General features: G+C 68.5%; 14 protein-coding genes. 7 read left to right on the top strand and 7 right to left on the bottom strand.

Going from position 1 to position 20,220, the window contains the following annotated elements; genetic code table 11:
* Window positions 1-48 precede the first annotated feature (48 nt).
* Both ABB22_RS12660 and mutS read left to right on the top strand, forming a co-directional pair.
* Complete coding sequence (locus ABB22_RS12660; protein ID WP_055768334.1) at window positions 49-975, top strand: Dyp-type peroxidase; 927 nt, start codon at window positions 49-51, stop codon at window positions 973-975.
* 212 nt (window positions 976-1,187) lie between these two features.
* Entirely contained in the window at window positions 1,188-3,743 is a 2,556-nt protein-coding gene (mutS, locus tag ABB22_RS12655) for a DNA mismatch repair protein MutS (protein ID WP_055768544.1), read from the top strand.
* 693 nt (window positions 3,744-4,436) lie between these two features.
* On the opposite strand, the gene ABB22_RS12650 is transcribed toward mutS, so the two are convergent.
* Together ABB22_RS12650 and ABB22_RS12645 are read right to left on the bottom strand one after the other, a co-directional pair.
* Window positions 4,437-5,060: a glutathione S-transferase family protein gene (locus ABB22_RS12650; RefSeq protein WP_055768331.1), complete on the bottom strand. Its 624-nt coding sequence runs from the start codon at window positions 5,058-5,060 to the stop codon at window positions 4,437-4,439.
* A gap of 58 nt (window positions 5,061-5,118) precedes the next feature.
* The gene (locus ABB22_RS12645; protein WP_055768328.1) at window positions 5,119-5,817 is read right to left on the bottom strand and encodes a helix-turn-helix transcriptional regulator; all 699 of its coding nucleotides are present in this window, start codon (window positions 5,815-5,817) and stop codon (window positions 5,119-5,121) included.
* 136 nt (window positions 5,818-5,953) lie between these two features.
* Between ABB22_RS12645 and ABB22_RS12640 the strand changes: the two genes are divergently transcribed.
* From ABB22_RS12640 to ABB22_RS12630, 3 genes are all read left to right on the top strand, one after another.
* A complete protein-coding gene (locus ABB22_RS12640) occupies window positions 5,954-6,613 on the top strand; it encodes a glutathione S-transferase family protein (protein WP_055768325.1) in 660 nt (219 codons plus the stop codon).
* Window positions 6,614-6,750: 137 nt separating this feature from the next.
* Window positions 6,751-8,394, top strand: a complete 1,644-nt coding sequence (locus ABB22_RS12635; protein WP_055768322.1) for a catalase — start codon at window positions 6,751-6,753, stop codon at window positions 8,392-8,394.
* Window positions 8,395-8,645: 251 nt separating this feature from the next.
* Entirely contained in the window at window positions 8,646-9,251 is a 606-nt protein-coding gene (locus ABB22_RS12630; RefSeq protein ID WP_055768542.1) for a DUF937 domain-containing protein, read from the top strand.
* 433 nt (window positions 9,252-9,684) lie between these two features.
* Here ABB22_RS12630 and ABB22_RS12625 read toward each other — a convergent pair whose 3' ends face one another.
* Together ABB22_RS12625 and ABB22_RS12620 are read right to left on the bottom strand one after the other, a co-directional pair.
* Window positions 9,685-10,092 (bottom strand): RNA-binding S4 domain-containing protein, encoded by a 408-nt coding sequence (locus ABB22_RS12625; protein ID WP_055768319.1) that lies wholly within the window; start codon window positions 10,090-10,092, stop codon window positions 9,685-9,687.
* The gene (locus tag ABB22_RS12620; RefSeq protein WP_055768318.1) at window positions 10,085-10,345 is read right to left on the bottom strand and encodes a hypothetical protein; all 261 of its coding nucleotides are present in this window, start codon (window positions 10,343-10,345) and stop codon (window positions 10,085-10,087) included. Before ABB22_RS12620 ends, ABB22_RS12625 begins: the two co-directional genes overlap by 8 nt.
* 104 nt (window positions 10,346-10,449) lie before the next feature.
* Here ABB22_RS12620 and ABB22_RS12615 point away from each other — a divergent pair, with 104 nt between their 5' ends.
* Entirely contained in the window at window positions 10,450-11,910 is a 1,461-nt protein-coding gene (locus tag ABB22_RS12615) for an MATE family efflux transporter (protein ID WP_055768315.1), read from the top strand.
* A gap of 103 nt (window positions 11,911-12,013) precedes the next feature.
* On the opposite strand, the gene ABB22_RS12610 is transcribed toward ABB22_RS12615, so the two are convergent.
* From ABB22_RS12610 to ABB22_RS12600, 3 genes are all read right to left on the bottom strand, one after another.
* Entirely contained in the window at window positions 12,014-13,369 is a 1,356-nt protein-coding gene (locus ABB22_RS12610; protein WP_055768312.1) for a Gfo/Idh/MocA family protein, read from the bottom strand.
* A 98-nt stretch (window positions 13,370-13,467) separates the two neighbouring features.
* Window positions 13,468-16,452 (bottom strand): TonB-dependent receptor domain-containing protein, encoded by a 2,985-nt coding sequence (locus ABB22_RS12605; RefSeq protein ID WP_055768308.1) that lies wholly within the window; start codon window positions 16,450-16,452, stop codon window positions 13,468-13,470.
* Window positions 16,453-16,565: 113 nt separating this feature from the next.
* Window positions 16,566-19,922, bottom strand: a complete 3,357-nt coding sequence (locus ABB22_RS12600; protein WP_055768305.1) for a TIM-barrel domain-containing protein — start codon at window positions 19,920-19,922, stop codon at window positions 16,566-16,568.
* 81 nt (window positions 19,923-20,003) lie between these two features.
* Between ABB22_RS12600 and ABB22_RS18240 the strand changes: the two genes are divergently transcribed.
* On the top strand, window positions 20,004-20,189 hold the full coding sequence (locus tag ABB22_RS18240) for a hypothetical protein (protein ID WP_152984164.1): 186 nt from the start codon (window positions 20,004-20,006) through the stop codon (window positions 20,187-20,189).
* Window positions 20,190-20,220: the final 31 nt, after the last annotated feature.

Genomic DNA, 20,220 nt, shown 5'->3' with positions numbered 1-20,220 from the left:
CCCGCGCGGGTGGCCTTGCCTGCGCACCGTCACTTTCCAGGTTTCCGCATGACCACCAGCCCCCAGCCCGTCACCGCCGGCCTCACCCGCGCGGCCATCTTCCTCGTCGTCACGCTCAAGCCCGATGCGCAGGCCAGCGCCTGCGCCCGCGCGGTGTGCGGCGACGTCGCCACGCTGGTGCGTTCGATCGGCTCGCGCGTGCTCGACGGGAAACTCTGCTGCGTGGTGGGCATCGGCTCGGAAGCATGGGACCGCCTGTACGGCGCGCCGCGCCCGCGGGAACTGCACCCGTTCATCGAGATCACCGGCAAGCACCATGCCGTCGCCACACCCGGCGACCTGTTGTTCCACATCCGCGCCGAACGCATGGACCTGTGCTTCGAACTGGCCACGCAGCTGATGACGCGGCTGGGCGACGCCGTGGCCAGCGCCGATCAGGTGAACGGCTTCGGTTATTTCGACAGCCGCGACCTGATCGGCTTCGTCGATGGCACCGAGAACCCGGCCGATGACGAAGCCCGCGAGGCCGCCCTCGTCGGCGCCGACGACCCCGGCTTCGCCGGCGGCAGCTACGTCATCACCCAGAAATACCTGCACGACCTGCAGGGCTGGAACGCGGTGCCGGTGGCCGAACAGGAGCGCATCGTCGGCCGCGGCAAGCTGGACAACATCGAGCTGGACGACGAGGCCAAGCCCAGCTACGCGCACAACGCCCTGACCAACATCGTCGAGGACGGCAAAGAGCTGAAGATCCTGCGCAGCAACATGTCCTTCGGCGACGCCGCCAAGGGCGAGTACGGCACCTTCTTCATCGGCTACGCCTGCACGCCCACGCGCACCGAGAAGATGCTGCGCAACATGTTCGTCGGCAATCCGCCGGGCAACCATGACCGCCTGCTGGATTTCAGCCGCGCGGTCAGCGGCAACCTGTTCTTCGCGCCGCCGGCCGGTTTCCTCGAGGACGCCGCGGAGTAAGCCCGCGCGCCCGCACGGCGGCAGCCGGTGCGGCGGCCCGGTTCGTCGCCGGCGGCCCCGCCCCGTATCATGGGCCATCCATGCACCACGCCCGTGCCGCCGCCTCACCGGCTGGCGCCGCGGGCCATCCGCCGGAAGCCAAGCACTTGCAACACGCCGAACCCACCAAGAAGGGCCGCCAGGACAACGGCGCGGTCGAACACACCCCGCTGATGAAGCAGTACTTCGCGGCCAAGTCCGACCATCCGGACCTGCTGCTGTTCTTCCGCATGGGCGACTTCTACGAGTTGTTCTACGACGATGCGCGCAAGGCCGCGCGCCTGCTCGACATCACCCTGACCCAGCGCGGCAGTTCCGGCGGCGCGCCGATCCCGATGGCCGGCGTGCCGGTGCACGCCTACGAGGGCTATCTGGCGCGGCTGGTGGCGCTGGGCGAGTCGGTCGCCATCTGCGAGCAGATCGGCGACCCGGCGCAGGCCAAGGGCCTGGTCGAACGCAAGGTGGTGCGCATCGTCACCCCCGGCACGGTCACCGATGAGGCCCTGCTGGACGAGCGCCGCGACACCCTGCTGATGGCGCTCTCGCGCAGCAAGCAGGGCTATGGCCTGGCCTGGGCCGACCTGGCCGGCGGTCGTTTCCTGGTCAACGAGGTCGAGACCGACGACGCGCTCGAAGCCGAGCTGGCGCGACTGGAACCGGCCGAGCTGCTGGTCCCGGACGAGGAGAACTGGCCGGACTTCCTGCGCCAGCGCAGCGGCGTGCGCCGCCGCGCGCCGTGGCTGTTCGATGCCGACAGCGGCCGCCGCCAGCTGCTGGCCTTCTTCAAGCTGCACGACCTTTCCGGCTTCGGCATCGACGACAAGCCGCGCGCCACCGCCGCCGCCGGCGCCCTGCTCGGCTATGTCGAGGAAACCCAGAAGCAGCGCCTGCCGCACCTGACCGCGATCGCGATGGAGAACGCCGGCGAGGCGATCGCGATGAACGCCGCCACCCGCCGCCACCTGGAACTGGACACCCGCGTGGACGGCGACACCCGCAACACCCTGCTGGGCGTGCTCGACAGCACGGTCACGCCGATGGGCGGGCGCCTGCTGCGGCGCTGGCTGCACCGCCCGCTGCGGCTGCGCGAGGTGCTGCAGCAGCGCCACCACGCGGTGGCGACGCTGATCGACCGCGGCGTGGATGCCGACCTGCGCGAATCCTTCCGCGCGCTTGGCGACATCGAACGCATCCTCACCCGCATGGCGCTGCGCTCGGCGCGCCCGCGCGATTTTTCCACCCTGCGCGACGGCCTGGGCATGTTGCCGGCCATCGCCGCGCACCTGCAGGCGCTGGATTCGCCGCGCCTGCAGCAGCTGCGCGCCGAGTTGGGTTCGCACGACGACAGCGCGCGGCTGCTGGCCGGCGCCATCGCCGAACAGCCGCCGCTCAAGCTGTCCGACGGCGGCGTGATCGCCGAGGGCTTCGATGCCGAACTGGACGAACTGCGCCGCCTGTCCACCCATGCCGACCAGTTCCTGATCGACCTGGAAGCGCGCGAACGCGAGAGCAGCGGCATCCCGACCCTGAAGGTCGGCTACAACCGCGTGCATGGCTACTACATCGAGATCAGCAAGGGCCAGGCCGACAAGGCGCCGGTGCACTACACCCGCCGCCAGACCCTGACCAACGCCGAGCGCTACATCACCGAGGAGCTCAAGGGCTTCGAGGACAAGGTGCTTTCCGCGCGCGAGCGTTCGCTGTCGCGCGAGAAGCTGCTGTACGAGGGCCTGCTCGACACCATCGGCCAGCACCTGGAACCGCTCAAGCGCTGCGCTGCCGCGCTGAGCGAACTGGACGTACTGGCCTGCTACGCCGAACGCGCGCAGGCGCTGGACTGGTCGCAGCCGGAACTGCGCGATGAGCCCTGCCTGCGCATCGAGCGTGGCCGTCACCCGGTGGTGGAAGCCGTGCGCGAAGCCCCGTTCGAGCCCAACGACCTGGACCTGCACCCGCAGCGGCGCATGCTGGTCATCACCGGCCCGAACATGGGCGGTAAATCGACCTACATGCGGCAGAACGCGCTGATCGTGCTGCTGGCCCACATCGGCAGCTTCGTGCCGGCCAGCCGCGCGGCGATCGGCCCGATCGACCGCATCCTGACCCGCATCGGCGCCGGCGACGACCTGGCCAAGGGCCAGTCGACCTTCATGGTCGAGATGGCCGAGACCAGCTACATCCTGCATCACGCCACCGCGCATTCGCTGGTGCTGATGGACGAGATCGGCCGCGGCACCTCGACCTACGACGGCCTGGCCCTCGCCGACGCGGTCGCGCGCCACCTGGCCCACGCCAATCGCTGCTACACCCTGTTCGCCACGCACTATTTCGAACTGACCGCACTGGCCGACGAAAGCCACGAAGGCGGTCCCAGCGGCATCGCCAATGTGCACCTGGATGCGGTGGAACATGGCGAGGCGCTGGTGTTCATGCACGCGGTCAAGGACGGCCCGGCCAACCGCAGCTTCGGCCTGCAGGTAGCCGCCCTGGCCGGCCTGCCGCGCGCCACCGTGGCGCAGGCGCGGCGGCGGCTGGCCGAGCTGGAGCAGCGCGGCGGCGAGACCCACGCCGCGCAGATGGCGCCACAGGCGCTGGACGCGCCGCAGCAGTTCGGCCTGTTCGCGCCGGTGTCCTCGGCGGCGCTGGATGCGTTGCAGGCGATCGATCCGGATGAGCTGACGCCGAAGCAGGCGCTGGAAGCGTTGTATCGGATGAAGTCGTTGCTGTGAACGGACTCGCTCACTGACTGCACGCCCCCGTAGTTGCGGTTGTTGCTGCTTGTGATTCTGCTGTTGCCCTTGGCTTTTGATTCCCGGGGCCCCCTTCCGCAGCGACGGAGCCGGTGGGAAAAACCCGCTGGCGGAGTGGACCCACCACGCATAGCGGGCTGGGCGCGAAGGCAGGGGCGTGCTTGACCAGCCATTCGGCTGTTGGAAAGGCCTTTCTCTTGGTTACTTCTCTTTGCACGAGCAAAGAGAAGTAATTCGCTCCTGTGCAGCAGGAGTGAAAGCTCTGCTTTCAAGCTTCAGCTTTGGCGGTTGCTTCTTTCCAGAACAGAGCCAAAGCCCATGCTACGGCTGAAGCAGGATCAAGAGCTTTCGCTCCCCTTCGGGGCGCGAGCTACTTTTCTTTGCTCGTGCAAAGAAAAGATAGCCAAAAGAAACACGGGCCGGGCCGCGAGCCGATGCGGCTAAGCCGCATCGGTCCCCTGCGCTCCTCGCATGCCGAGGGGACGGCGCACAACTCGCTTCGCTCAAACACGTGCGCCTCTACGCCCCTCGTCACGCTGCGGTGCTCGGCTCGCTCTACGGCCAGGGAAGTCAAAAGCCAGAAGCAACTGCACAAGCACAAGCACGGCAACGGCAACGGCAACGGCAACGGCAACGGCAACGGCAACGGCAACGGCCAATAGCGTGTTGCTCTCAGGCACTCTCCGCCCGTGCCGCCACCAACGCGTCGTCGTGCACATTCGCACGCAGCGCCGCCGGCCGCTGCAGATGCGTTGCCGCGTAGGCCTCGAACGCCGGCGTCGGCGCCAGCTCGCCGATACGCATGTAGTAACCAAGCAGCGCGGCCACGTACAGATCGGCGACGGTGAACCTGTCGCCCACCAGATGCTTCCTGCCGGCCAGCGCGCCTTCCAGCGTGCGCATCAGGTCGGCCTCGTTGCCGTAGCCCGCCTCCACCGGCGGCGCCAGCGCGCCGTGCCGGCGCGCGGTGATGAACGATTCCAGCGGACCGGCGGCGAACAACATCCAGCGATAACAGGCGCCGCGCTCGGGCGAGCCGGGCGGCGGCAGCAGTTCCTTCTCCGGCACCAGTTCGGCCAGGTGCAGGCAGATGGCCGCGTTCTCGGTCACCACGGTGTCGTCATGGCGCAGCGCCGGCACCTTGCCCATGGGGTTGATGGCCAGGTATCCGGGCGCCTTCATCGTGGTGCCGTAATCGAGGATCACCTCCTCGTACGGCAGCCCGGTCTCCTCCAGCATCCAGCGCGCGACGCGGCCGCGGGAGAACGGGTGGGTGTAGAAGGTCAGCGTGGTCATGGCGGGGCCTGCATGGGAAGGAGCCCACAGTGTGCGCAGGGGCTGCTGACAGCCGCTGTCAGCAGTCGATGCTTTCGCGCTGCCGCCGCTGTTCGCCCCAGCGCTTGAGCAGCTGGTGGCGCTGTTCGGGATAGCGCTGGCCGGTGTCGTGCAGGGCCACCACCCGGTCGGCGCGGAAATGCCGGAAGTCGCCACGCATCTCGCACCAGGCCGCCAGCAGGCGGACCTCGGCCAGGAAGGCCATCGCGAACGGCCAGATCACCCGCTCGCTGGCGCGGTCTTCGGCGTCGCGGTAGTGGATGCGCACCGCATTGCCGGCGCGGATGGCGCGGCGCAGCGCCGGCAGCCACGGTTCCGGCTCGGTCGTCCGCCATTGCGGCGCATACAGCCCGCTGGTCTCCACCTGCAGGCGCAGGTCCTCCGGCAGCACTCCGGTGACCCGGTCCAGCGCGGCGCCGGCGGCGACCGCCAGGTCCGGATCGGCATGCGAGGCCACCCAGCGCACGCCGAGCACGATGGCTTCCAGTTCCTCGGCCGAGAACATCATCGGCGGCAGCAGGAAGCCGCCGCGCAGCTGGTAGCCGACGCCCGGGTCGCCGGCGATGTCCGCGCCCTGCCCGCGCAGCGCGTCGATGTCGCGGTACAGCGTGCGCAGGCTCACCCCCAGCCGCTCGGCCAGCTGCGCGCCGCGCACCGGCGTGCGGCGCCGCCGCAGCTCGTCCAACAGGTGCAGCAGGCGGGTGGCGCGTTCGGTCATGCGGGGCGTCCAGGGCGGGTCGGTGGCCGCGTGGAGTCTGGCAGATGCGCAGCGCCACGGACATCGGCGCTGCGCTTGCGCCGGGCCGGCATTGGCAACACATTGCCATCCTCGGCACCCGCACCGGAGGTCTCCCATGTCGCTGCTGCTCTATGGCCATCCGTTCTCGTCGTACACGCAGAAGGTACTCATCGCGCTGTACGAGAACGCCACGCCCTTCCAGTTCCGCATACTCGGCCCGGACACGCCGCAGAACGCGGCCGAATGGCTGCAGCGCTGGCCGCTGCGCAAGTTCCCCTTGCTGGTGGACGACGGGCGCAACGTGGTGGAGACCAGCATCATCATCGAATACCTGCAGCAGCGGCACGCCGGGTCGGTGCGTCTGCTGCCGGACGATCCGGCCGCCGCGTTGGATGTGCGCTTCCTCGACCGCTTCTTCGACCTGCACGTGATGAGCCCGGTGCAGCACGCGGTCGGCGGCGCGCTGAGCGGCGACGACGGCAAGGCCGCCGACGCCCTGGCCAGTGCGGTGGAACGGCTGGAGCTGGCCTACGGCTGGCTCGAGACGCAACTGGCCGGCAGGCGATGGGCGACGGGCGATGCGTTCACCCTGGCCGACTGCGCCGCCGCGCCGTCGCTGTTCTATGCGGACTGGACCCATCGCATCGACGGGACCTGGCCGGTGCTGCGCGACTATCGCGCGCGCCTGCTCGCCCGTCCCTCGTTCGCGCGTGCCGTGGAGGAAGCCCGGCCGTATCGACCGCTGTTCCCGCTCGGCGCACCCGACCGCGATTGAATACCGGGCGGGCACGACCCGCCCACCCGGCCATAGGCAAGCCCTATGACTCCGAGCGGATCATTCGATTTTCCATTTCACCAACCCGTAGCTATCGTCATCGCACGATATCCCTACACGCCAGCCAGGAGCCCGCCATGAGCAGCAACGACAGCAAACCCACCTGCCCGTACCATGCCGCGCCCACGCCCGCGCAGGGCGCGCAGTCGCAGCGCGATACCAGCACCACCCCTGCACAGAAGCATGGCGATGCGCCGGTAACGCCGATGACCACCGCCTTCGGCGCGCCGGTGGTGGACAACCAGAACAGCAAGACCGCCGGACCGCGTGGCCCGCTGCTGATGGAAGACGTGTGGCTGCTGGAAAAGCTGGCCAACCTCAACCGCGAGGTCATTCCCGAACGGCGCATGCACGCCAAGGGCTCCGGCGCGTTCGGCACCTTCACCGTCACCCATGACATCAGCAAGTACACCCGCGCCAAGATCTTCTCGGCAGTGGGCAAGCAGACCGAGATGTTCGCCCGTTTCACCACCGTGGCGGGCGAGCGCGGCGCGGCCGATGCCGAGCGCGACATCCGTGGCTTCGCGCTGAAGTTCTACACCGAGGAAGGCAACTGGGACCTGGTCGGCAACAACACGCCGGTGTTCTTCCTGCGCGACCCGCGCAAGTTCGGCGACCTCAACAAGGCGGTCAAGCGCGACCCGCACACCAACCTGCGCAGCGCGCGCAACAACTGGGATTTCTGGACCTTGCTGCCGGAAGCGCTGATGCAGGTGACCGTGGTGATGAGCGACCGCGGCATTCCGCGCAGCTTCCGCCACATGCACGGCTTCGGCTCGCACACCTACAGCTTCACCAACGATGACGGCGAGCGCTTCTGGGTGAAGTTCCACTTCCACAGCCAGCAGGGCATCGAGGCGCTGACCGATGCGCAGGCCGAAGTGCTTGCCGGCAAGGACCGCGAGAGCCATGGCCGCGACCTGTTCCAGGCGATCGAGCGCGGCGATTTCCCGAAGTGGAAGCTGTTCGTGCAGGTCATGCCGGAACTGGAAGCGGAGACCTATCGCGTCCATCCGTTCGATCTGACCAAGGTGTGGCCGAAGAGCGACTACCCGCTGATCGAAGTGGGCGAGTTCGAACTGAACCGCAATCCGGTCAACTGGTACCAGGACGTGGAACAGTCGGCGTTCGCGCCGAGCAACCTGGTGCCGGGCATCGGCCCGTCGCCGGACAAGATGCTGCAGGCGCGGCTGTTCGCCTATTCCGACGCGCAGCGCTACCGCCTGGGCGTCAACCACCACCAGATCCCGGTGAACGCGGCACGCTGCCCGGTGCACAGCAACCACCGCGACGGCGCGATGCGCGTGGACGGCAACTACGGCGGCCTGCCGCACTACGAGCCCAACAGCTACGGCCAGTGGCAGGAGCAGCCGCAGTACCGCGAGCCGGCGCTGAAGATCCGCGGCGATGCCGACTTCTGGAATTTCCGCGAGGACGACAACGACTACTTCAGCCAGCCCGGTGCGCTGTTCCGCAGCTACGATGCCGCGCAGAAGCAGCGCCTGTTCGACAACACCGCGCGGGCGATGGGCGACGCGCCGGACTTCATCAAGCAGCGCCACGTGGACAACTGCAGCAAGGCCGATCCGGCCTACGGCGCCGGCGTGGCGGCGGCGTTGAAGAAGCTGGCGGAGATGCCGCCGGCCGATCCGTTCAAACCGGCGCAGCCCGGCTCGGAATTCCCCAGGGCCACGCCGGGTGCCGAGGACATCTCGCTCTGAGGCCATGGCGGTGGGGCGGCACCTGCGCCCCACCGCATTCCCGGTAGGTGCCTGCGCAGGCGCACGATTGCCGGGGCGGCATCGGGTATCGACCGGCAACCCCGCATTCCACCATTCATGCAGCTGCCGGCCCGCATCCGGCATTGCCTTCACGGGACTGCCGCACGGGCGCTGCAGCGCCCGGCACGATCATTCCAGACCCGCGCGGCGCTACCATGCCCGTGTTCAACCACTGCAAGGACCACGCTCCGATGAGCCTCACCGACGATCTCCTTTCCCAGTTGCAGGGCGCGCCGCTGCAACAGGTCTCCCAGCAGTTGGGCCTCGACAGCCAGCAGGCTTCGGGCGCGATCAGTGCGGCGCTGCCGCTGCTGATGGGCGCTCTGGGCAACAACGCCGCCAAACCGCAGGGGGCCGAAGCCCTGCTTGGCGCGCTGCAGAACAACCACAGCGGCCTGGACATCGGCAACGTGCTCGGCTCGGTGCTGGGTGGCGGCGGCAGTCCGGCCGCCAACGGCGCCGGCATCCTCGGCCACATCTTCGGCGGCAGCCAGGGCCGTGCCGAAGCCGGCCTGGCCCAGGCCACCGGCCTGAGCGGCGAACGTGCCGGGCAACTGCTCAAGATCCTCGCTCCGATCGTGATGGCCTATCTGGCGCAGCGCATGTCCAGCGGCGGCCAGGCCGATGCCAGCGGCCTGAGCCAGATGCTCGGCCAGGAAAAGCAGCATGTGGTGCAGCAGGGCGGCATCGGCGGCGGCCTGCTCGGCAGCCTGCTGGACCAGGACGGCGACGGCCAGTTCGGCGTGTCCGACCTGATCAAGCTCGGCAGCGGACTGCTGGGCAGCGGCAAGCGCTGAACCCGGCGCCGCAGCCCGTGGAGAAACCATCGCCGCGTGCCCTGTAGCGCCGGGCAACGTCCGGCGGGCTTCACCGATAAGGCCCCAGCGGGGCGGTGCCCCGCTCTACAAGGTGGCTGGGTTCTGTAGCGCCGGGCAGCGCCCGGCGGGCTTGGCCGGTAAGACCCCAGCGGGGCGGTACCCCGCTCTACAAGGTGGCTGGGTTCTGTAGCGCCGGGCAACGCCCGGCGGGCTTGGCCGGTAAGACCCCAGCGGGGCGTTGCCCCGCTCTACAAGGCGCTGGGGTTCTGTAGCGCCGGGCAGCGCCCGGCGGGCTTGGCAGGTAAGGCCCCAGCGGGGCGGTGCCCCGCTCTACAGGGCGCTTGGGTTCTGTAGCGCCGGGCAGCGCCCGGCGGGCTTCACCGATAAGGCCCCAGCGGGGCGGTGCCCCGCTCTACAGGGCGTCGATGTCGCCCAGCGCGCGGATCAACCGGCGCGCGCGCTTGTCTGGCTTGTGCTCCGGCGGCAGGTAGCCGTCGCGGGCGGCGGCGCGCTGCAGGCGCTGTTCCTCGCGCGCCTTGCGCGAGGCCTCGCTCTCTTCGTACAGCGCCTGCGCCACCGGCGCCGGTCCGCGCGTGTCGCTGAGACCGCGCACGCCGATCTCGAACATCTCCTCGCCGCGCTGCACCCGCAGCGCATCGCCGACGCGGACCGCGCGCGAGGATTTCGGACGCTGCCCGCCGATCTCGACCTTGCCGGTCTCCACCGCCTGCCTGGCCAGGCTGCGGGTCTTGAAGAAGCGCGCGGCCCACAGCCAGACATCGAGCCGGATGGCAGGCGCCGGGGTACTTCCGTCAGTCATTCTTTTTCTTGAAATCCACTTCCATCGCATCCTTGCGCGACTGGCCGACGGTCCAGTTCAGGCTGTCGTCGGGGTTGCAGCGCCTGCTGCGCATCGAGGGCACGGCGTTCTTGTCCCTGGCGTCGGCACGCTCGTTGCCGACCAGGCAGTCGGCGCGGTCGGACGGGCGCACGCTGGCGTCCATCAGGCGTTCGGAGTTGGCGCAGGCCGACAAGGCCAGCACCGCCATCGCGCCACACAGCTGTTTCAGCATTCGCTTTCCTCCGCTGGCCATAAGCAGCCGCCATCGTAACGATACCCGCGGGCATCGTCACACCGGCGATGCTAGTGTCCGCATTCAGCCACCGACCTGCGCCCATGACCGCCGCCCACCCCACCCGCTCGCTGACCGAAGGCCCGATCGGGCGCAACCTGCTGCTGTTCGCCCTGCCGATCCTGGCCGGCAACATCGCCCAGTCGCTGAACGGCTCGGTCAACGCGATCTGGGTCGGCAAGTTCCTCGGCGAGGCGGCGCTGACTGCCACGGCCAACGCCAACAACATCATGTTTTTCCTGATCGGTTCGGTGTTCGGCATCGGCATGGCCGCCACCATCCTGATCGGCCAGGCGATGGGCGCGCGCGACGTGGCCCAGGCGCGGCGGGTGATGGGCACCAGCGCGACTTTCTTCATCGGCATCTCGGTGCTGATCGCCATCGCCGGCTGGTTCATGGCGCATCCGCTGCTGGCGGCGATGGGCACGCCGGCCGTCTCGCTGCCGCTGGCCGAGGCCTATCTGCGCATCATCTTCCTGGCCACCCCGACGCTGTACGCCTTCGCCTTCCTCAGCGCGGCCCTGCGCGGCGCCGGCGACTCGCGCACGCCGTTCCGCTTCCTGCTGGTATCGGTGGCGCTGGACATCGTGCTCAACCCGCTGCTGATCTTCGGCATCGGTCCGTTCCCGCAGCTGGGCATCGCCGGCGCGGCGTGGGCCACGCTGCTGGCGCAGTCGCTGTCGCTGCTCGGCCTGCTGGCCTACATGCGCCACCGCGGCCACGTGCTGTGGCTGGGCCGCAAGGACATGGCGCTGTTCCGCATCGACCTGGGCATCCTCCGCGCGCTGGTGGTCAAGGGCGTGCCGATGGGCCTGCAGATGGTGCTGATCTCGCTGTCGATGATCATGCTGATGACCATGGTCAACGACTACGGCACCGATACCGCCGCGGCCTACGGCGCCTCGCTGCAGCTGTGGACCTACGTGCAGATGCCGGCGATGGCGATCGGCGCGGCGTGTTCGTCGATGGCCGCGCAGAACGTGGGCGCGCGCCGCTGGGACCGCGTGCGCGGCACCGCGCGCAAGGGCGTGTTGTTCAACTTCCTGCTCACCGGCGTGCTGATCCTGCCGCTGATCCTGCTGGACCGGCACTCGCTGGCGCTGTTCCTGCCCGACGGCAGCCAGGCGCTGGCGGTGGCGCGGCACCTGAACCACATCGCGGTGTGGTCGTTCCTGTTCTTCGGCGTGAGCTTCGTGATCTCCGGCGTGGTGCGCTCCACCGGCGCGGTGATCGCGCCGCTGCTGATCCTGGCCGCCTCGCTGTGGGGCGTGCGCGTGCCCTTCGCCGAGCTGCTGCAGCCCTACTGGGGCGCCGACGCCATCTGGTGGAGCTTCCCGGTCAGCTCGCTGGTGTCGATGCTGCTGTCGCTGGCGTACTACCGCTGGGGCGGCTGGCGCCAGGCGAAGATGATGGCCGCGCCGTCGCATGCCGAGGAACTGGCCACGCCGGCGGAAGTACCGGCCTGCCCGCCTTCGCCGGTGGCCGACGCGGACGCCGAGGCCTGAAAGGCCGGCACCGCCTGCTGCAGGCTGGCTTCAGCCGCGACCGGGCCCTCGCCGGGAAAGCCGGGGCGCGACTGAAGCCGCTCCTGGGATCGTGGGACGTGCCTCAGTAAGCGCCGTCGAACGCAAAGATCGGCTTGCGCTGCTGCCACAGGCCGCCGGTGAAATCCGGGAAGTCCAGGGTCTGGAAACCATTGGCGATGGACTGTTCGGACAACGGCGTGATCGCGCTCCAGGTGATGGCGTCGAAAATGTCGATCGGCATCGGCGCATTGGCTTTCAGCGCCTCGACGAAGGCATGGATCACGAACCAGTCCATGCCGCCATGGCCGGCACCGGCGGCGGTGTCGGCATGCTGCTTCCACAGCGGGTGTTCGTACTGGTCCTGGTAGGCCTTGAAGTCCTCCCATTCATGCGGCGGGCTGCGGCCCTCGATGTGGATGCCGTGGTTGAGGTCCATCCACAGCCCCTTGGTGCCTTGTACGCGGAAGCCCAGCGAATACGGGCGCGGCAGCGAGGTGTCGTGCTGCAGCAGGATGGTTTCGCCGTTCTCGCAGGCCAGCGTGGTGGTGACGATGTCGCCGAGCTTGAACTGCGCCCGGGTGCTCGGGTGCGTGGTGCCGCCGCTCTTGGCCACGGTGTACTCGTGCAGGCCGCGCGCCTTGCTGGCGAAGGCATTGATGCGGGTGAAGCGGTTACCGCGGTTGATGCCAGTGTACATCGCGCATGGGCCGATGCCGTGGCTCGGGTAGAGCTCGCCGTTGCGCCTGACCGAGTGCTCGGTGCGCCAGCGCGCTTCGGACCAGCCCTTGGGCCCGAACTCGACGCCACTGCTGTAGGGATGGTCGGGATTGCCGTCGTTGAACTTCACCCCGCGAAGGTCGTGCTGGTAGCCGGCCTGCAGGTGCACCAGTTCACCGAACAGGCCCTGCCGCACCATCTGCAGCGCCGCCATCACGTCGCGGCGGTAGCACACGTTTTCCAGCAGCATGTACGGCGTGCCGGTCTGCAGCTGGGTGTTGAGCACGTCCCAGTGGTCCTGCAGGCTGATGCCGGCCACCACTTCGCAGCCGACCGCGACCTTGGCCTGCATCGCGGCGATCGCCATCGGCGCGTGCCATTCCCACGGCGTGGCGATGACCACGCCATCGAGCCCGCGCTGTTCGAGCAGGCGCTTCCAGGCATTGACGTCGCCGTCGCCGCCATAGGTCCTGGGTGCCGGCTTGCCGGCCTTGGCCACCATGCCGGTGGCGCGCCCGAGCATGATCGGCTCGATGTCGCACAGCGCCACCACCTCCACGTCGTCGCGGCGCAGCAGTTCCTTGAGCAGTACCTGGCCGCGCATTCCGGTGCCGATCATGCCCAGCCGCATCTTGCGCGCGCGTGCCCAGGCCGGCGTTTCCGGCAGCAGGCTGGTGGCTGCGAGGGCGGCGCCGGCCAGGATGAATTCCCTACGTTTCATTGCATGTCCTCTTTACTCGATCGCGACGATGATGGCCCGCACGGCGCCCCTCCCCTTCATGCCACGCATGAAGGGGAGAGCGCAATGGCCGGGCATCCTCAGAACTTGTACGTAGCCGTCACGCTGTAGATGCGGCCGAAGTTGTTGGTGTAGCCGGGGAAGTTCATCCAGTCGTTCGGGTCGTAGAACGGCAGGCGGTTGAACAGGTTCTTCACCGTCACGCCCACGCTCAGCTTCTCGATCGGCCGCCAGTTCACGCTCAGGTTGGCCGTCCACCACGAAGGCGCGCCCTCGCACTGGCTGGGCGAGGCCTCGACATAGCTGCCGGTGCAGGTTTGCGCGTTGTTGTCCTCGCCATCGACCCGGTCGTACGCCCACTTGGTGCCGCCGACGTAGTTGATGTAGAAGCCGGTGTCCCAGTTGCCGTAGGTCCAGTTGGTGTTGAACGTGGCGCGCAGGCGCGGGTTGTCGTAGTAGCCGACGACGTTGCCGTAGTACCAGCCGTCGGCGTCGTCGGAGTTGTACATGTTGCGGTTGGCGATGGTCGCGGCCACGCCGATGTTCAGCCTGCCCCACCCGCCCAGGTCGAAGCGGCCGCGGGCGTCCACGTCCAGGCCGTCGACCAGGGTGCGGCCGCGGTTCTTGTACTGGCCGATGACGCTGGCCACGTTGCCGGTGCTGTAGCCCGGCAGGGTCGCCGGGCACGCCACGCCGCTGGCCGGATCGGCGCACATGCGGGCCAGCGCGGCCAGGTTGGCCAGGTCGGTCTCGGTGATCGGGAAGCGGGTCATCGCACTGATTTCTTCCGACTTGCTGTAGTCCGGCGCGACGATCTCGTTGCGGCGGTACACGAACCAGTAGTCGGCCGACACCGACAGCCAGTCGGTCGGCTCGAGCACGAAGCCCAGCGTCGCGATCTTGGCCTTCTCCGGCTTCAGGTCCGGGTTGGGCTGGGTCATGCGCGCCACGTTGCGGCTGCAGTCGCTGTTCCACAGGCTGTTGCCCAGGTCCTTGTCGACCGTGCGGCTGGACTGGCGCAGGAGGCCGGCGATCGCATTGGTTTCGGCGCAGCGGGTTTCGTCGCGGTAGCCGCCGATCTGCGCGTATACGCCACCGCTGCCGGACTCGGCCAGGCTGGGCGCACGGAAGCCTTCCGAATAGGTGCCGCGCAGCAGCAGCTGCGGCAGCGCCTGGTACTTCAGGCCGATCTTCGGCGCGAGGTTGGCGCTGAAGCCCGGGTACTTGTCCAGGCGCAGCGCGGCATCCAGTTCCAGCTTGTCGGTGATCGGCGCCACCGCTTCGGAGAACAGCGCATAGGTGTTGCGCTTGCCGTCGAACCACGAGCCGCCCTGCTGGGTGATCAGGCCGTTAGCGGCGTCCGGGTTGCCCGGGGTGTAGAAGGTCTCGCGGGTGGCGTTGAAACCGAACGCCGCGCGCACTTCGCCTGCCGGCAGCTTGAACAGCGGGCCTTCGACCTTGCCGTCCAGGGTATGCAGGCGCGTCCACGACTGGATGTCGAAGGTCGGGAATGCTTCGCGGATCAGCGCGGCGTTGGCTTCGCTGATCTCGCCGAACCTGTACGCCGGATGGTCGGAGATGATGACGCGGCCGGTACCCGGATCGACGGTGTACGGGCCGAAGGCCTTCTCGAAGCCCTTCAGGTTGACGTTGGTGGTCTGGTAGGTGACCGAATGCGAGCCGGCGGTGGCGAAGGCGGTTTCCCAGCTCCAGTCGCTGTCGCCGAGGCTGCCGCGCAGGCCGGTCACCGCACGGTAGCTGCGGTCGGTGTTGCGCTGGCCGAAGTGGTTGCCGCCCACGTCCTGCAACAGGTAGCTCAGGCCGACCACGCCGCCCATCAGCGCCTTCATTTCCGAGCTGGCGTGGTTGTATTCGTTGTTCGGGCCGAGGAACGGGTACAGGAACTGGTTGACCGTGTTGCCGGTATTGCGCGAGAACCAGCTCTGCGGATTGCCGGTGGTGGTGCCGTAGGCGCGCGGCGTGCCGCCGTTGGCGCGCAGGTCGATGTCGGTATAGGTCACCTCGGCGAACGCCTCGGTGGCGTCGTTCACCTGGAAGTGGCCGTTGACGTAGGCGGTCACGCGCCGCGAATCGGCGCCGCCGTTGATCTGCCGGTTCATCCACGTCTGCCAGATGCAGCGCGTGCCGCTGCTCACCTGCAGCACGTTCTTGCAGCCCGGCGCGGCCTCGTCCACGCGCGCCTTGGTCACCGGGTCGAAGGCGAAGTAGTAGCCCGGGTTGAACACGCCCGGCGCGCTGCCGGTGTCCAGGCGCAGGTTCTTGATGTAGTCCGGATTGTTGACGTAGAACTGCGCCGGGTTCTTGTCGTACCACTCGCTGTCCGGGATGCCGTTGCGCTCGTACAGGTTGACGCTGGCATAGACGTTGTAGCGGTCGGTGGTCATGTCGCCGAAGCCGCCGGTGATGCTGGCCTGCTTCTCGCCGAAGGAATCGAAGCGCGGCGCGGTGTCCCAGGTGCCGCTGACTTCCAGGCCCTGGTAGCTGCTCTTGGTGATGACGTTGATGACGCCGGCCACCGCATCGGTGCCGTACACGGCCGAGGCGCCATCGGTCAGCACCTCCATGCGCTCGATGGCGGCGGCGGGAATGGCGTCGATGTTGACGAACTGGGTCTGGAAGCCCGACGGCGCGCCGTAATACGACAGGCGGCGGCCGTTGAGCAGCACCAGCGTGCCCTGCGGGCCCAGGCCGCGCAGGTTGGCCTGCGAAGCGCCATCGGAACCGGTGAACAACGATTTGGAATCCACCTGCGCCGGGCGCGCGGCCGGCAGGTTGTCCAGCACCTGCAGCAGCGTGCGGGCGCCCATGTTCTGGATGTCCTGCCTGCTGATGACCTGCACCGGCGAGGCGGTCTCCACATCGGTGCGGCGGATGTTGGAACCGGTGACCTCGACGCGGGCCAGTTCGGTGGTCTTGTCCTTGTCTTTGTCCTTGCCGGCATCCTGCGCGAGGGCAGGCGCGGCGATGGCGATCAATGCGCTGGCAACGGCCAGCGACAGCGGTGTGAACAGGCAGCGGTTGGGATTGCGGCGGGCTGGCAACATCGGACTCTCTCCTGACGATGAGGCACGGAACAACGGATGGCGGGCAATGCGATCCCGTTCCACGGCCGCGGGGCCGTGGTCGGCGTATTGGGGGAGCTGCGGTTACCTGGAGGTCATGGGGCGACGAAGTCGGCGGAATCGCCCTCCTCGCCGATCAGCACGGCATTGGCCCAGTTGCCACAGACCTGGGCGGGCTGGCTGCCCTGCGCACCCAGCGTGCGCAGGCTCAGTCGGGAAAGGCCGCGGATGTCCAGCTCCGGCTTGACCACGCCGGGCGCCTTCACCAGGCCGCTGTCGTAGAGCAGGCGGTCCTCGCCCCAGACCTGGAACTGCATGCCGCCGGCGGCGCGGCAGGCGTCGTCGATGCCGAGGTCGGCGCGCAGCAGGTGCCAGCGGCCCTTGAGCGCGATATCGATGCGGCTGTGCGCACCCACGCCCAGGCCGCGGCGGAACTGCAGGCCGTTCATGCGCATGCCGGCCTCGCCCCGGAACGACTGGTCGGCGCGCGCCTGCCCGGCCAGCGCGGCCGGCAGCGGCAGCTGGGAGAGGTATTGCTGCCGTGCCGGCCGCTCCGGTAGCTGTTGTTCGAGGATGTGGAAGGTGGACAGCGCGATCGGGCCGACGTCGCGCGGCTGCAATGCGTCGATGGCGCGCGCGGCGGTGCTCTGCGCAGCGGTGACCATCGGGTCGTTGCCGCCCTCGCCCTCCGGGTTCTGCACGCCCAGCACGCGGAAGCGCAGCAGGCGGCCGGCATGGGCCGGGAAATCGATGCGCTGCAGGCCTTCCTTCAACGACAGGCGGCCGCGGGCGACGGGCTCGCCCCACTCGCCATTGCTGTCGCCCATGTAGATTTCGTAGTCGCGTACCTGGCCGTGCTTCCAGTGCTGGTCGTTGCGCGGCGCCAGTTCAATGCCGTCGATCATCTTCCTCTCGCCGAACCCGATCACCCACTCGTGGGCGCCGGTGCGGATGGCCTGGTTGCGCACGGTGCGGAACCAGGTCGCCGGATCGTCGTCGAAGGCGTTTTCCAGCGGATAGCCCTTTTCCTCGGCCGGGCGGTTGACCACCAGCAGGCTGTCCGGCGGCAACGCGCGGCCCTGCTGCGGCGCGGCCGGGAACGCGTCGTCGGCCGCGGCGGCGGCCACCGGGAAATCCAGCTGCAGCTGCAGCGGCTGGCGGATGTCCACCATCGCGGTGCGCACGTGCAGGGTGCCGCGGCGTTCGCCGGCATCGAAGTACCAGCCTTCGTCGGCCGCGTCGAAGGCGGCCGCATCGGCCAGTGCGGGCAGCGCACGGCCGTCCAGCCGCACCGCCGCCGGCGCCTGCCGGTTGAGTACGCGCAGGCCGTAGCGGCGCTGCGCCAGCTGTCCGCGGTAAGCGCCCTGCACCGCGTCGACGCGCACCTGCACCGGGCCGCTGCCCTGCGCCGGCGCCTGCATGCGGATCTGCTGCGTGCTCGATTCGCCCTGCTGGTAGCGGCGGGTGTTGCCGTCGTCCTCGTACAGCGTGTAGCGGGAGTCGCCCTGCGGATACAGGTCGAAGGTCACTTCATCCAGCGGCTTCTCGCCGTCGAACAGCATGGCCGGGTACATCGGCAGGATCGCGCCGGCGCGCACGAACACCGGCAGCGTCGCCAGGTCCACCTGGCGGTCGAGCTGGCGGCCTTCGGCGCCGGCCTGCACGCGGCGGCCGTCCCAATAATCGAACCAGCCGCCTTGCGGCAGGTGGATGTCGCGGCGCCAGCCGCGGCTGGCGGCCTGGCTGCGGTACACCGGCGCCACCAGCAGGTCGCGGCCGAGCAGGAACTGGTACCTGTAGGTTTCATCCTGCGCGTGCGGGTCGCGGGGGTTGTCCCACATCAGCCCGCGCACCGGCGGCGCGCCGTTCTGCGCGGCTTCGTGCACCAGCCCGTACATGTACGGGGTCAGGCGCATCTTCAATTTCAGGTAGTCGCGGTTGATGCCGCGGTAGGGCTCGTCGAACCACCACGGCTGCTTGCGCGCGCTCGACGACCAGCCGCTCATGCCCATCAGCACCGGCGTGAACGCCTTCCACTGCAGGTCGCGGGTGAAGGTCTCGGCGCTGCCGCCGAAGATCGCATCGACATCGCCGGCGGCATAGGCCATGCCGGACAGGCCGGAGCCGACCAGGGTCGGCACGTGCCAGCGGATATAGTCCCAGCTGCTGCTCTGGTCGCCGGTCCAGGCCACCGCGTAGCGCTGGATGCCGGCCCAGCCCATCACCGTCCACAGGAACGGGCGCGAATCGGAGTTGTCGAGGATGCCGTTGAACGCCTGGCGGTTGGCGTCCATCGCGAACTGGTAGCCCTTGCCGGTCCAGGCCACGTCCAGCTTCTGCACGCGGGTGCCGGCCTTGCCGACTTCCCAGGCGATCTTGTCCACCCCGTTCTCGGTCCACAGGCCGGTCTTGAAGCCGTACTTCGCCAGGCCCTGCACGGTCTCGGGCAGCTGCCTGTAGCCGCAACCGTAGCCGTCGTTGGGCAGGATCCAGCCGCCGGGCATGTCGTTTTCGCGGTACCTGGCGGCGACGCTGTCGACCACGTCGATCGTAGTGCCGGTGGGGCCGTCGCTCCAGCCTTCGGGCACGCTGCCGGGCTTCTTGATGTTGTCGCCGTCGTTGTAGCAGTCGGCATCGCCGTAGGACAGCGCCCAGCGCGCGACCATGTTCGGCCGGCCGGTCAGCTGGGTATAGCGCTCGATCAGGCGCGGCAGGCCGGCGCCGACGAAGTAGTAGGCGTCGAAGCGGTCCTCGCGGTGCAGCAGGGTGGCCTGGTCGGGCTGGCGCAGGTCGTAGCTGCCGTCGCTCCACGTATTGCGCAGCATGCCCCAGCCGCGCGAACTGAGCAGCATCGGCGCCGGGCTCGGGCGGTCGCCCTCCTCCCAGCCGCCGGAGTAGGAAATCTCCAGCTCGCGACCCTTGAACTGGTAGCGGCCGTTCTGCTGGCCGCCGCCGAAGAAGGCCTCGTCGGGCTGCGAGGACAGCACCTGCACGCTCTGCGCGGCATCCAGGTCCAGCGGCTGCAGCTCCTGCCACAGCGCGGTGGGCTGGCCGTCGTCCAGCCGCTCCAGGCGCAGCCGCAGCGGCTGCCGCTGCACGTGCAGCACCAGCGCATCGGTGCGTACGCGGATTTCCTGCGCGTCTTCTTCCAGTTGCGCCTGCACGCTGGCCCCGGGCTGCGGCAGCACGATGGGCGCGGCCTTGTCGCCGGCGCCGGTCAGCCTGCCTTTGCGGCCGGCCTGCACGCGGATGATGTCAGCGGCCGGCAGTTCGATGCGGATGCGCGTGCCGTTGTCGGTGAGCAGGTCCCAGCCACGCACGCCATCGCGGCCATCGCCGGCACCGACCGACCGCAGGTTGCCCACCGGCTCGGCATGCAGCGGCAGCGCCGGCAGCAGCAGGACGGAAAGCAGTGCCACCGGCAGTGGCAGACGACGTACGCGCTTGTGCACCTTGCTCCCCAGGCCCTTCAGGCGGGCATTCGATGGCGGTTGCGCCGACTCTAGGGCAGCGTTTCGAAAGATGTCAATAAAATGAAAGCAAAAGATAAGAATTTTTATATCAATCGAAAGTTTGTGCAAAGCACCACTTTCCTTATCCCCTTCAGCGACGTGAAACAGGCAGCGAAAGGTCCGTCAGGAAAACCTTTCGATCCGCACCGGCAGACGGGCAGCGGCACCATCGCGAAAGAATTCTTTCTTTTTTCTTTCGATGTTTGACATTTCGAAAGAAAAGGCTGATCGTGCGCTG

The organism is Stenotrophomonas nitritireducens (assembly GCF_001431425.1).
GTDB classification, from domain to species: Bacteria; Pseudomonadota; Gammaproteobacteria; order Xanthomonadales; family Xanthomonadaceae; genus Stenotrophomonas; species Stenotrophomonas nitritireducens.
Note: the sequence above shows the minus strand (reverse complement) of the source record. Positions and strands in the feature narration are given on the sequence as shown.

Excerpts from the sequence above, each read along its gene's own strand:
- ABB22_RS12640 (WP_055768325.1), top strand. The coding sequence starts at position 5,954 with ATGTCGCTGCTGCTCTATGGCCATCCGTTCTCGTCGTACACGCAGAAG.
- ABB22_RS12620 (WP_055768318.1), bottom strand. The coding sequence starts at position 10,345 with ATGCTGAAACAGCTGTGTGGCGCGATGGCGGTGCTGGCCTTGTCGGCC.
- ABB22_RS18240 (WP_152984164.1), top strand. The coding sequence starts at position 20,004 with ATGAAAGCAAAAGATAAGAATTTTTATATCAATCGAAAGTTTGTGCAA.
- ABB22_RS12645 (WP_055768328.1), bottom strand. The coding sequence starts at position 5,817 with ATGACCGAACGCGCCACCCGCCTGCTGCACCTGTTGGACGAGCTGCGG.
- ABB22_RS12625 (WP_055768319.1), bottom strand. The coding sequence starts at position 10,092 with ATGACTGACGGAAGTACCCCGGCGCCTGCCATCCGGCTCGATGTCTGG.
- ABB22_RS12630 (WP_055768542.1), top strand. The coding sequence starts at position 8,646 with ATGAGCCTCACCGACGATCTCCTTTCCCAGTTGCAGGGCGCGCCGCTG.
- ABB22_RS12615 (WP_055768315.1), top strand. The coding sequence starts at position 10,450 with ATGACCGCCGCCCACCCCACCCGCTCGCTGACCGAAGGCCCGATCGGG.
- ABB22_RS12660 (WP_055768334.1), top strand. The coding sequence starts at position 49 with ATGACCACCAGCCCCCAGCCCGTCACCGCCGGCCTCACCCGCGCGGCC.
- ABB22_RS12650 (WP_055768331.1), bottom strand. The coding sequence starts at position 5,060 with ATGACCACGCTGACCTTCTACACCCACCCGTTCTCCCGCGGCCGCGTC.
- ABB22_RS12610 (WP_055768312.1), bottom strand. The coding sequence starts at position 13,369 with ATGAAACGTAGGGAATTCATCCTGGCCGGCGCCGCCCTCGCAGCCACC.
- mutS (WP_055768544.1), top strand. The coding sequence starts at position 1,188 with ATGAAGCAGTACTTCGCGGCCAAGTCCGACCATCCGGACCTGCTGCTG.
- ABB22_RS12605 (WP_055768308.1), bottom strand. The coding sequence starts at position 16,452 with ATGTTGCCAGCCCGCCGCAATCCCAACCGCTGCCTGTTCACACCGCTG.
- ABB22_RS12635 (WP_055768322.1), top strand. The coding sequence starts at position 6,751 with ATGAGCAGCAACGACAGCAAACCCACCTGCCCGTACCATGCCGCGCCC.